Source organism: Streptomyces aureoversilis (assembly GCF_042657885.1).
GTDB classification, from domain to species: Bacteria; Actinomycetota; Actinomycetes; order Streptomycetales; family Streptomycetaceae; genus Streptomyces; species Streptomyces aureoversilis.
In genome coordinates this window covers 210,210-222,189 of record NZ_JBHSKJ010000011.1, presented here as the reverse complement: position 1 = coordinate 222,189, position 11,980 = coordinate 210,210, and the positions used below count along the sequence as shown (strand labels likewise).

Genomic DNA, 11,980 nt, shown 5'->3' with positions numbered 1-11,980 from the left:
GCTCTTTCGTCGTGCTGCCCGTTTGTACGGCTGATCCTCCCCAGCCGCTCCCCAACGGGGCTTTATTCTCCCCAGATTCTCCCCAGGGGGCCGATCCGCCTTCGGGGAGGAGGCCGGGCTGAGGGCTCCCCTTGGGGCACTGCTGGGCCGTCACTCACTGGTTCGATGAGCCTGTCGAGCCGTAGGGGGAGAGGGGTGCTAAGCGCTCGGCGCATCCCTGATGGGCATCCAGCGACCCTGTGCGTTGAATGGCCAAGGGTAGGTGTGAGGATCCCCCGAGGTGATCATGCAAAGCCTCCCGGATGGCGGGCGAATCCGGCGGGGTGATGAGCAGAACGCTGAGGGGGCGGGAAGGCCGAGCCGGTCGTGAAGCTGAGACCTACGCATTACGAGTTCAAGACCACTCGTGTTGAGGCGGCTCACGTCATGCCGCCCGGTGGCTGTCTGTGCAGGTCAGCGCCGGGCGGTGGTGCGTTGGGGATCATGCGGTGACGGCCCGTCCGAAGGCGTTCAGGCTCACACGGGGCTCACCTCGGGCTCACGCTGACACCTGGGTTGACCTGCATCGACAAGGAACCTGGGCAGGTCCTTCTGCACCCCTTAGAGATGCTGGGGCGCCCTCGACTGACGAGCCGCCATCCAGGCCGATCAGGCGCTCCAGCTCTGCCAAGCCCCCGGCCTCTAGCCGTACCGGAGCACTGTCAGGGCCGGATAGGTCCGTACGGGCCAGCCGATCGAGCCCGAGAAGGCGACACTCGCGCTCGATGATGCGCACCGCCCGGTCCGTGGCCCAGTAGTCCCCGGAACGTACCGCCAGCTGGTACATCGGGTAGAACAGGCGCTCAAGACGCTCCATCGTCAGCTGTCGCAGCTGGTCTGTGCTCCGGCTGAGCTCCGCAGCGCGCTCCTTGAGGGCTTCGGAGACGTCCTTACATGCTTGCTCGATCAACCGCTTGTCGCTGGGCGGTGCCAGCCCTCGCCTGTATCGGTCGATGCCGTAACCCTGCGGGTAGGCGCGGCCATCGGAGTTGACGGAGGGGTCGGCAGCAAGCTTCCGTCCGATGACCAACCAGCCGACGCCAGTGGCCCTGAGATCGACGGCGTCTATGCGGCGCTGGGTGATCGCGGCTCGCACGGCGCGGTTGGGACGGCCCATGAACAGACTCCCGAGCCCCGCGCCCCAAACCATGATCGCGCAACGCGGCTTGTGCCCCGCCGTCCGGCCACGCGCGGATCGTGCCCACAGGCATCAGCTATCAGCTCGCAGGATGGCGCGGAGCTCCTCTGCCTCTGCCGTCCCCCCGAACTCGACGAGGACCGTGCAGAGCCGGTCCGCGATGAACTGCTTAGCGTCTGGTTTGAGCTCGGCTGTGAAGTCCCTGAGCAGTTGCGCGACGGCGACAGCTTTCGCGCCAGGCGCGTAGGCAGCAACGCGTGAGGCGATGCTCTCCATGGTGTCGAAAGTTGATGGAGTCACGGCGGCCGGCGACTCAAGAAGCATCTGGGCCAGGGCAAGGGTCGGGTCTTCGCGCAGGCTATTCCGGAACGAAATGATGCGTTCGATCCTGAGCCGTTCCGTTTCATCGGCAAGTTTGGCCGCTAGCTGGCGGCGCTGCGCGTCGAGAAGGGCGCCGAGGTCCTGAGGGAGAACGTGGACATAGACGCTCGCCCAGCGCACCCAGAAACCGTGCGCCAGGCTGACAGCTTGTCCGAGGACTGCGTTCGCTTGGTGCTGAAGTCGGTGGTGCTCAAGCACAGAGAGAGGTCTGGCCAGTGCCTCAACCTGCTCGATCACATATGACATTACGGCCGATTCAGGATTGTGATGGGCGTGCTTGGCCCGCTCCTCCCAGCAACCCTCGATGTCGAGGTGAAAGAGGAAGCCGGTGTCCGCACTCCGTACCTGGGCTGTGTTGCGGAGCTGGCCTGAGCGAAGGGGGCGCCGCACCCATGGTCTACGCACCGCCCGCACTTACGGGACCAGCGACCGTGCGAGGGTCGGCTGCCTCAACCCGCTCGACAATGGTGGCGCGCTCCTGGTTACGGGTCGGCTCGTCAAGTGCCCGGCCCAGGATCCTCCAGTTCTCTGCAATGCGGAAGAAGTTCAGGGCCCGTATGCCGCGTCGAGCTTCCTTAGGTGTGTCGTGCACAGCACGCACGAAAACATCCGCGACGATCTCACGTGCCTCTGGGCTGACGGCGGAAGCATCCAACCAGGAGGTGCTGACACGAAGCGCAAGCGAGCTGAGGTCATCTGCTTCGAGGATACTGCGCCAGCTGTTGACTACCCAGATGGGTGCCTTGTCGTCGGAGAGCAGGGTAGGCATTCCCGTATCGTCGAGTTTCATAGCCAAGTGGAGGAAGGCATTGCCCGCTGCGCGCTGCACAGTGGGCTTTTCACTTTCCAACCAGTTCGTCAGAGCCTCGTGAAGTCGGGGCCTGAGTTCCGAGTCGTCCCATAGAGCGTTGATCGACTCTCCAACCGTCACGCCAACTTCGGGTTCAGCTGTGGCGGCGAGTTCTGCCAGACGCCGCAACATACTTGTCGGGTGTACTGGCGCTAGGTGTTGGCACGCTTTGGTGATAGCGCACTTGAGGGCTACCGTAGTTTTGGGCTGCTCAATCCATTTGGTGATGGCATTGCGGGTGAGGCTGCCTATCTGCGCATCTAGGCTGGTGGCGACAAGGAGGTTGACGGCGTGGGAGAGCAGACGGGAATTCTCTGACCAGCGGGTAGCTACGGAACGAAGGAACCGCGTAGAGCGTGTGGATTGGCAGTGATGAAGCACCCAAGGGGTTACACGTTCCGCGAGTGCGCTCTGGTGGGGCTGTTCAAGTGCCAAGCACTGGTCGACGGTCCATTTGGTGAACTTGTCGAGCAGGTGTGGGCGGTCGAGCCAGAAGTAGTCCACGACAGCTTCTGCAAATCCCGGACCAGGGAAACGAATCGAGCCGTCCGGCTGAAGTTTGGCGTCGATTTGCCGGGTAAGTTCTACCAAGCCGGGGCCTTGCTGGCCGCGTAGGGGTTCAGCGTCCTCTTCAAAAGCGGTTGCCAATAAGGCCACCTTCTCATGGACGTCTTCCACAACGCTGCCGTCGTACACAGCCATGGACAGCAGGTAGTTGCGCTCGAAGCTGGTACGTCCCGGCCGGGAATGCCATTCAGCTAATTGCTCGAACCAGCGGAGCCGCGCATTGATGACGGCTTCGACCTGCTTGGTGAACCTTTTCTCAGGGGTCTCCGATGACCCACTGCCGCTCTGGTCGCTTGCCACCTCGACGATCGTCCGTGCCCACTCATATACCTGCCCTGGAAGTAGGTGCCTAACGTGGGCCTTGAGGCGGTGATCGTTCTTCCACTTGTCCGGATCGGGGCAAGCGTCACTCAAACCAAGGTATGCCGTCAAAATCTCGGCAGGGTCCGCAGGGTCCATCGCGACATCTAGGTTGCCGGCGCCCTCGCCGATCTGCTTCCACAACTCAGTGCTGACCAGTACGATCAGCACCGATTCGGCGCTCTTGAGAGGCGCTGTATCGTTCAGCTCACGCCCAAACATTCTTCCTACAGGGACGCTTTCACCGGTCGCACGTAGGTCTAAGATCCAGCCTGTGCGCTCCTGACCGCGCAGGCCCTCCATGGTGAAGTCGTCGCCCGCTTCGCGTCGCACGGGACGAATGGTCAACGCCCCATCGGGGTAATGCCGCAGAAGCTTCAGAGCCGTTGTCCAGCGTCCGGTTCCGACGGCGTCGGCCACGAGAACAAGGACCTTTTCTCGACGCAGGATCGCGGCAGCCTCGCCCTCATTGCGGGGCGGAACGTAGCCGACGAGTTGCTCGTCCACCCAGTCGTGTGGCAGGGGTTGACCGCGGTGGATGCGAACCGCGGCTTGAATGACCTGCCCAATGAGGGTGCCGAAGTTCATGTTCGCGTGCACGTTGGTGCGTGGGCCGCCGTTGGCAGGCGCCTCCCCAGTTGCCGGAGATCCTCCTGGCGAGGCACCTGATGCTGCAGCCGGGTCGGGTTCGGTCGCAGCCCCCGACGGTATGGCCCCCTGTCCCGGCCGGCGTTCACCGTCGGCCGGAGGCTCAGTGTCTGAGGTTCCTTGCGCGCTCGGTTCCTCCTCCGGGACGTGCGGGCCCTGACCGGTCTGATCAGGGCGGCTGCCAGAGGGAGGTCCGGACGGTGATGGTGTCGGCACGGTCATGTAGCGGCTCCTGGGAATGGCGGGATGGGGCGGGTTCGCTGGGGTCAGTTGCGATCTTCGATGACGGGTGCGGTCATCCCGACGACCTTCCCGCCGGGCTGGATGACGTCGATGTCGAGATCGACGGTTACTTCCCCGCGAATGGCTTCATTCGCCTCCATGCCAACAAGCTCCCCTGCTACCTCCTTGTATCGCCCTGCGGTGAAGGGACCCGAGCGGAGGCGCTGCTCGCCGCGGAAGGTGATCCGCTGCCCGTAGATCTCCTCCAGGGCATCGCGTGCCCGGCTCAGCATCGCCATCAACACAGCGTCGGAAGTTGTGATCAGCGACGGGTCCTCCCGATAGCGGGAGAGCGCGAGCAGGTACGCCTCCAACTCGCCTGCCCGAGCTTCCAGCCGTATGGCGTCGGGCGTGAGAGGCAGCGCAAGGGCGCCGACAAGCTCTGCCGGCACCTGCCCAGTCGACTCGGCGGGGGCCTCGCGTCGCCCTCGCCACCGGCCGATCAGGGAGTCCACCTGCTGGAAGACGAAAGTGAACGCCGCAGGAAGCGCGGACTGAGTGACCATGGCGAGGCTTATGGCATCGGGCATGATCTTCCCTTCTGTGGTTGTCCCCTGGCCGGGTCATCACTCCTACCGCCTCGCGTGGAGTCCGGCACCCAGTTCGCCCGTCAACGGCCGAAAATGCACGTTCGATTAGGGGGACCCGCAGGTCGGCTGAAGCAGTACCCGGTCCCGCCGCACGTGACCTCGCAGGCCAGTGGCACAGTAAGCGCATGAAGCCGCCTGCCGGGGCCGGCGCCGGGGACACCCCGATATCCGCGCCCGATGCCTTCGACGTCCCTGTATTCCTCCGCCGCAGCTCCCCGCTGACCCCGGCACCACGCCCCTTCCCTCCGGAGGTGGCTTCAGCCCACCAGCCCTGGCCCAAGACCGTCGGCATCCCCGCGGACGGCGCCTATCTGGTCAGGACGACGTGGCGTGCTCTCCTCGACGCCACGACCACCGTGGGACGGGACATCACCCCCTGGCTCACCACCACACCGCGTCTCGCACGCCGCGAGATCATGGCGCGCCGGTATCCCCTCTCGGCTTACCTCGTCCGTGCTGGGCACGAGGTCGTGCCCAGCGTCGTCTACTCCCACGGAACGGAGAGTTCGACCCGTACCGCCTTCGGCTACCACGTCGGCATGACGATGGCAGAGTGGGCCTGCCGCATGATGGGGCTCGGTCCCACCACGCACGCCGAGAGCGCGATACCGCAGGGCGCGACGCCCGGATGGTCCAAGACGCGCAGCCTGCCGGACCTGTTCGGCACGCACCCAGCCACTTCCGAGCTCTGGCTGATCGAGGCGAAAGGGAGCCGCAGGCTCGGCTGGGGCGCCCGGGAAAAGGGAGCGAAGCAACTCGACGTCGGCGCCCTCGTGCCCGCCCCGCACCAGAAAGTACTGTGCGGCACCAGCCTGGAGCGGCGTCTGTTCATGATGATTGACATCGAGGACGCCTCCGCTCACAGCACGGACGAAGAGATCCTGGAGCAGGACGACGAGGCGCTCCTGGAGCTCGCCAGGTCACGCATGCTGTCCTATCTGGCGCTGGCATCGCTGCCCCGAAACGGGTTGCGCGTCACGGCCATCGGCAGGCCTGACGAAGGATCAACAGCACAGCGAGGGAGCCTGGTCCGCCTGCTGGAGAGCGACCCCGCGACGACCGAACTGCGTCGCCATATCGCACCGGACACCGGGGACGAGGTCATCAGGCAGCAGCACGGCCTGGACATGCTGGTGGGACGACTACCGGGAACGGACCTCATGCTCGGCATGTCCCGGCGCCTGTACGGCGCCTGCCGGGCACTGGCCGAGGCGGAGCGCCGCGTCGTCGCCCGGGTCCGAGAAGCGCGCCCCAAATACCTGGACGTACTGCCCCGAGAAGTGCGAAGCGCGGACAGCGCAGCCGTGCCGATGGTCGAACGCTGGGTGAGCGACCGCGCGTACAAGAAGAGGATCACTGAGGTCCAGGAGTACGCGCGCGAAGTCCGAGAGGAACAGCGAGACGATCAACTCCGTGCCGTGCGAGCTGGCTTCGCTATGGGGAACGACAGCACCTGGCTGCGCCTCATCGATCTGGCTCCCCGGCTCGCGCTCCCCAGGGAGGAGGGATTCCTGGAGGCGGCGACCGCAGACACCTATCTCGCAGTCGAGGAGCAGGCGCTCGACCTGGACTCCGAAGCCGAGTAGAGGCGGCTCAGGCAGGCTGCGACGTTGGGCTTCGGCAGCATCCGGGAAAGGCGTCGCTATCGGCTGGCCGGAGGTCCCAGCTCGCGAGAGGGGATACCGGTCTGGGCCAGTATCCCCTCTCGCGTCGTGTCGGTCAGTGCTGCCGGTAGCCCTCGCGCAGATGCCACTCGACCGGATAGAAGACCGTCTCGTTGCCGCTCGCTCGTTCGAGGACTACGTAGTGGTCGGCGATGCCCGGCTGCCCCAGCTCCACCCACGTCTGCACCAGGAGACCACGCAGCGCGTGCGGGACGCGATCAAAGCGCGGTACCGCATTGCCGTCGTGGTCGTGGTCGTGGTCGTGGTCGGCTGCAGGCTGCGGCAAGGGGAGGTCTTCGGCCTCTCGCCGGAGGACGTCAACTTCCAGCGCGGGATCATACGTGTGCGCAGACAGATCCAACTGCTGAATGGCTTGTACTTCACCCTGCCTAAGGGCGGGAAGACGCGCATCACTTCCTCCAGCACCCGGCAGTGGAGGTGGAGCTGCCCTGGGGCGGCCCGGAGCCCGGGCGTGAGAAGCGGACGTTCCCGCTCGTTCTGACTACGATGTACGGAAACGCAATCCGTGCCAACATCTTCAACGACGAGGCCTGGAAGCCCGCTCTCGCGGTGGCCGGGTCATCCCCATGCGGAAGAAGGGCAAGCGCTGGAAGATCTCCAGCAAGGACGGCTTTCACGTCCTCCGGCACACCTACGCCTCGATCATCCTCGAAGCTGGCGAATCCGTCGTCACCCTCGACCGATGGCTGGGGGCTTTGATCTCGCTCTCGGACAGGTGCATGCAGCCAGGGATGTGCGTACTGCGTCGGCGATACGAGGATGTTGTTCGGATCCCAGTTTCCTCAGCCCGGATGGGGGCCGCCTCGCGCTGAGGCGGCCACGGAGAGGACGCGCAGCCTGCCCCGATGATCAGGTCGCAATGGTCGCAACGGCTGGTGGTCATGGGCTGGTGTCCTCCGAAACGGGGAGGTTCGTCCGCGCATTCTGGTGGAGGGTGATTGCTTCTTGGCACCACGGGGGTACGCGGAGTCGTGGGAGCACCGAGATCGGGAACCAGTGGAGCATGATGCCCTCGGTGAGGGGGAGGGCGTGGGCGTCTCCGTCCCAGTGGCCGGTGTAGATGGCGATCGGGCCCTTGCCGAGGTGTTCGGCGTTTCTCTGCTGGACGGTGGTGAACTCCTTCAGCGGGATGGTGAGTCCGGTCTCCTCCGCTACCTCGCGTGCGACGGTGTCGGCCGGCGATTCGCCCGGTTCGGGGCGTCCGCCGACAGGTGTCCAGTAGCCGGGCCAGCAGATGCCTTCGATGTCGTCGCGGAGGTGGAGCAGGTATTCGCCCTGGCTGTTTGTGATCAGCGCGGATACCCCAGTACCGGACTTGATCGCTTCCGCTTCGAGCTCGGTGTCGGTCATCCCGCCATCGTCCACCCTGGGGGTGGAGGTGGAGCGTCTACGACACGAGCCGGCGGTCGCGTCCCGAGGGCTCGCGATCGCCGGCCTGGCTAGGAGGGAGCGGTCAGGCGGCAGCAGCGGATTCGCGGCCCCTGCGGGTGCGGCGGTGGAAGATCTCCTCGAACGTTGCGCGGGCGCCTTCGGGGTCGACGTAGTGCATGGCCAGCAGGGCGGCGATGACGGCGCCGGCGAGGTCGTTCTGGACCTCGGACCAGCTGTGGGCGTCGCCGCAGGTGGTCAGGCCCTTCAGGCCGTGGAGGGCGTGCATGGCCTCGCCGGACTCCTCGGCGACCTTGCCCACCTGGAGGGCCTTGAGTTCCTCGTCAGGGAGGTGTTCACCGGCCTTGCGGCAGACGGCGGAGAGCTTGGTGATGTCGTCCCACAGGTCGTCCATGACGGATCTCCCATCCGTGTGTCCCGGCCCCGGGGTGGGGCCTGGGGTCCTACGGTTGTGCGGGTCGGCCGAGCTGGCGCACGGTCCATCCGGCTGTGCGCCAGGTGTCGGCGTTCAGGAGGTTGCGGAGGTCCACGAGGACCGGTTGCTCGACCAGGGCGAACAGGGCCTTGGGGTCGGCGTCGCGGAACTGGGGCCACTCGGTGGCCAGGACGATCAGTTCCGCGCCCTTGACCGACTCCTCCAGGTCTTCCGCGTAGTCGAGCTCGGGGTGGCGTACGAGTGCGGTGGGTACGGCGTGGGGGTCGTGGACGGTGACGATCGCGCCGCGCTGGTGCATGAGGGCGGCGATGGCGAGGGCGGGGGACTCGCGCACGTCGTCGGTGCCGGCCTTGAAGGAGGCGCCCCACACGGTGACCCGCGCCCCTGCCACTGGTCGGCCGATGGTCTGTTCGATGAGGGTGAGGGCGGCGGCGGGGCGGGATTCGTTGACCTGCTCGGCGGCTCGCAGCAGGGCTGCCGCGTCGAGGGCGCCGAGGCTCTGTGCGGAGGCGGTGAACGCGCGTACGTCCTTGGGCAGGCAGCCTCCGCCGTAGCCGGGTCCGGCGTTCAGGCCGCCGCGGCCGATACGTGGGTCCAGGCCGATGGCCTCCGTGAGCTGGTGGACGTCGGCGTCGGCAGCTGCGCACATGTCGGCGACGCCGTTGATGAAGGAGATCTTCATGCCGAGGTAGGCGTTGGCGGCGCCCTTGATCAGTTCGGCGGTGGCGGGGTCGGTGACGAACAGGGGGATCTGGTTGTGCAGCAGCGGGGCGTAGACCTCGCGGACGACGTCCTCGGCGTGCGGGGAGGGGACGCCTACGACGATCCGGTCGGGGCGGAGGGTGTCCTCGATGGCGTGGCCTTCGCGCAGGAACTCGGGGTTCCAGACGACCTCGACGTCGGTGCCCGCAGGGGCGAGGCGGGCGAGGAGGGTGGCCAGGTCGCGGGTGGTGCCGACGGTGACCGTGGACTTGCCGATGATCACGCAGGGGCGGGTCAGGTGCGGGGCGAGTGCGCGGGCCGCGCCGAAGACCTGGCCGGTGTCGTAGCTGCGGCCGTCGGCGTCGATCGGTGTGCCGACGGCGAGAAAGTGGACGTTAGCGAAGGCCGCGGCCTCGGCCAGGTCGGTGGTGAAGCGCAGTCGGCCGGACGCGGTGTGGGCGGCCAGCAGTTCCGGCAGGCCCTCTTCGTAGATGGGGCATTCGCCGGCGTTGAGCCGGTCGATCTTCGCCTGGTCGAGGTCCACGCCGATGACCTCGTGGCCGATCTCGGCCATGGCCGCGGCGTGCGGGATGCCCAGGTGGCCACAGCCGATGACGGATACGCGCATGGTGCCGGCGCTCCTTTCCCTGTCTCGCCTGCCCGGTGGTCCGGGCCGGTCAGGGGCGACACGCTAGCGCCGCCGTCCGGCCCGGACCTGATCGTGCAGGTAGGTCAGTCGGTGGACTTGGCGAGGAGGTTGACGAGTTCCGGCAGGCCCTCCTCGGCAGGCTTCCGGCAGACCAGGTCGTCGTCCTGGGGGCTTTCCAGCGGGTAGGGCTTGAACTGGCCGTCGTGCCAGAAGCCCTCGGGGTCGAGGTAGACGACCTTCAGACCGCGCTCGCGGGCGCGGGCCTGGACCTTGCGCCGGTCGGCGTGCAGACCGACGACGAGCAGGGCCTTCGCGCCGTCCACCCACCCGACGTCCGGTACGGCCTGGTCGTAGCGGCGCATGAAGCACTCCTCCAGACCGGCGCGGGCTGCCAGCACGTCGAAGTTGTTGGTGATCACGGGCCCGACCAGGTGTCCGGCGTCGTGAAGATCCTTCAGTGCGTGCATGGCGGGCGTCGGCTCGGCCAGGAAGCACGCCTTGAACATCTCGGTGAACTCGGCCGTCTTCTCCTCCGGCTCGGTGAGCACCTCGTGCAGAAGCGGGTCGGAGGCGGGGGAGAGGACGAAGCGGTGTTCGCGCGGGTCAGCGCCCTGGCGATCGGTGACGCGGTAGATCTCGTGGAGGCGGTGCAGGGGCGGGATGCCGGCCTCCACGGAGGTGCCGCAGCCGATTTCGACCTGGAAGGGCAGGTGATCGGCGAGGACGGACAGGTCCGGGACGAGGGTGGGTGTGCCGCGCTGGTCCTTGATCCGGATGCCGGAGGCCAGCACGTCCCAGGGCCGTTGCCGCACGGCCGGCGGCGGGGCGTACTGGGCGGAGGTGATCTGGACGTCGAGGCTGCGGTAGTTCTGCGGGAGCTTGCGGCGGGCCACGGCGTCCTGGGGGTGCAGCGCGTACGGCGTGATCTTGCACTTGAGGTCGCGGCGCATCCACGAGGCGCCGCCGGGGGTGCGCTGCCATCCCCCGACCACGAGCGCGGCCCTTAGCGCGTCCTCGTGGGCGGTGATCTCGTCGGCGGGCGCGGTCACGGAGTGGTACAGGTACAGGTCGGTCAGGCCGATCGCCGGGGCCGCCGTGGTCGGCACCAGGCCGTACCGGTAGCGGTAGTGAATGAGGCGGCGACGGGCGTCGTCGCCTCCGCTCCAGCCCGACTGGCCGGCGGTGGCTTCCTCCTGGGTGCGGCGCCAGATGCCCTCTTCGATGTAGCGGGGACGGTCGGCGTCGCCGAAGTAGGTGTTCCACACCTGCTGTTGCGACGGGGTGAGCTGGTCGATGACGATGTACGGGATCTCCACGGGCTTCCCTCCCTGGTGATGGTCCGCCCGCCCGCCCACAGCGATGGGCGGCCGATCGGGTGCCGTACGACATGTGCCGGGTCGAGCGCCGTTCCGCCCGGCGGAGCCGAGCCGCTGGCTTCCACCGGGCGGAACGGGTTGTGCTGCGGGGCAGCCCGCCGTAGCGAGGGCGCCCCCTCACCGCACCTCCTCCAGGGCGGTGTCCGGTGCTCCGGCACCCGGGGGCAGGCCCCAGGCCGGGGGCCGGAGCGGTCTAGGGGTCCGGCTCGGTGATGTCCGGCATGGAGACGGCCGTGGGCCGCTCGGCGGGGAGAAGATCGGCAGCCTGGCTGCGCAGAACCCACGCGGGCCCGGCCAGGCCGAGCAGGGCCAGGACGGTCAGGGCGATGCTGCCGGATTCGCGGTGAGTCGGGCTGCTCGGACCGTGGTCCGGCGCGCGGTGCCGTCCCTCGGGCGTCACGGCGCTCCGCCGCGAGAGTGCTCGTGGTCGGCGAGTATGCGGCCGGTCTGGGCGTGCAGACGCTCAAGGTCGGCCGGCGTGAGGATCAGCGCGGCCTCGCTGCGGCCGCCATCTTCGTGGTGCACGAGGATGGCCACCGAGCCCTGCTTGGCACGAGGGTCGTAGACCGCGTCGGTGACGAGCAGGGTCGCGTGTGTCGGCCTGGCGGGTACCGGCTCCAACGTGCTGGCGTCGGCCGGCGCGGACCATGCCGGACCACCGCCCGGTGGGCGCAGGTGGTACGTCGCGGCGCCTTCGCCGGGGAGGGCGACGACGACGCCGACTCGGCCGTTCCGGGCGGTGTCGGCGGCGAGGTCGCCGAGCTGAGGAAGGAACGGGGCCGTTGTGCCTAACTCGGCCCCCTGCGAAGGCAGATGGGGAGTTGGTCGTCCGCTCATGCCCCTGACGCTAGGAACGGGTCAGGGGCCGAATATGAGCCCGAGGAATAC

At 67.3% G+C, this 11,980-nt stretch carries 12 protein-coding genes; 1 reads left to right on the top strand and 11 read right to left on the bottom strand.

Annotated features, from left to right (window positions below; all coding sequences use genetic code 11):
* Positions 1-538: 538 nt before the first annotated feature.
* From ACFPP6_RS20905 to ACFPP6_RS20890, 4 genes are all read right to left on the bottom strand, one after another.
* A complete protein-coding gene (locus tag ACFPP6_RS20905) occupies positions 539-1,156 on the bottom strand; it encodes a hypothetical protein (protein ID WP_382044499.1) in 618 nt (205 codons plus the stop codon).
* A 93-nt stretch (positions 1,157-1,249) separates the two neighbouring features.
* On the bottom strand, positions 1,250-1,795 hold the full coding sequence (locus ACFPP6_RS20900) for a hypothetical protein (RefSeq protein ID WP_382044496.1): 546 nt from the start codon (positions 1,793-1,795) through the stop codon (positions 1,250-1,252).
* A gap of 160 nt (positions 1,796-1,955) precedes the next feature.
* Positions 1,956-3,923 carry a hypothetical protein gene (locus tag ACFPP6_RS20895; RefSeq protein WP_382044494.1) on the bottom strand — a complete coding sequence of 656 codons (1,968 nt, stop codon included), beginning with the start codon at positions 3,921-3,923 and terminating at the stop codon, positions 1,956-1,958.
* A gap of 326 nt (positions 3,924-4,249) precedes the next feature.
* On the bottom strand, positions 4,250-4,795 hold the full coding sequence (locus ACFPP6_RS20890; RefSeq protein ID WP_382044491.1) for a hypothetical protein: 546 nt from the start codon (positions 4,793-4,795) through the stop codon (positions 4,250-4,252).
* A gap of 311 nt (positions 4,796-5,106) precedes the next feature.
* Here ACFPP6_RS20890 and ACFPP6_RS20885 point away from each other — a divergent pair, with 311 nt between their 5' ends.
* Complete coding sequence (locus ACFPP6_RS20885) at positions 5,107-6,441, top strand: hypothetical protein (RefSeq protein WP_382044488.1); 1,335 nt, start codon at positions 5,107-5,109, stop codon at positions 6,439-6,441.
* 133 nt (positions 6,442-6,574) lie between these two features.
* Here ACFPP6_RS20885 and ACFPP6_RS20880 read toward each other — a convergent pair whose 3' ends face one another.
* The 7 genes from ACFPP6_RS20880 to ACFPP6_RS20850 all read right to left on the bottom strand — a co-directional run bounded on the left by ACFPP6_RS20880 (position 6,575) and on the right by ACFPP6_RS20850 (position 11,929).
* Positions 6,575-6,805 carry a hypothetical protein gene (locus ACFPP6_RS20880; protein WP_382044486.1) on the bottom strand — a complete coding sequence of 77 codons (231 nt, stop codon included), beginning with the start codon at positions 6,803-6,805 and terminating at the stop codon, positions 6,575-6,577.
* A gap of 614 nt (positions 6,806-7,419) precedes the next feature.
* Complete coding sequence (locus tag ACFPP6_RS20875) at positions 7,420-7,890, bottom strand: NUDIX domain-containing protein (protein WP_382044483.1); 471 nt, start codon at positions 7,888-7,890, stop codon at positions 7,420-7,422.
* 103 nt (positions 7,891-7,993) lie between these two features.
* Positions 7,994-8,323 (bottom strand): MazG-like family protein, encoded by a 330-nt coding sequence (locus ACFPP6_RS20870; protein WP_382044481.1) that lies wholly within the window; start codon positions 8,321-8,323, stop codon positions 7,994-7,996.
* A gap of 49 nt (positions 8,324-8,372) precedes the next feature.
* Entirely contained in the window at positions 8,373-9,695 is a 1,323-nt protein-coding gene (locus tag ACFPP6_RS20865; protein ID WP_382044478.1) for a UDP-glucose dehydrogenase family protein, read from the bottom strand.
* Between the two features lie 104 nt (positions 9,696-9,799).
* Positions 9,800-11,032 (bottom strand): SIR2 family protein, encoded by a 1,233-nt coding sequence (locus tag ACFPP6_RS20860; RefSeq protein ID WP_382044475.1) that lies wholly within the window; start codon positions 11,030-11,032, stop codon positions 9,800-9,802.
* 253 nt (positions 11,033-11,285) lie between these two features.
* Entirely contained in the window at positions 11,286-11,492 is a 207-nt protein-coding gene (locus tag ACFPP6_RS20855) for a hypothetical protein (protein ID WP_382044472.1), read from the bottom strand.
* Positions 11,489-11,929 (bottom strand): hypothetical protein, encoded by a 441-nt coding sequence (locus ACFPP6_RS20850; protein WP_382044469.1) that lies wholly within the window; start codon positions 11,927-11,929, stop codon positions 11,489-11,491. Before ACFPP6_RS20850 ends, ACFPP6_RS20855 begins: the two co-directional genes overlap by 4 nt.
* Between the last annotated feature and the right edge of the window lie 51 nt (positions 11,930-11,980).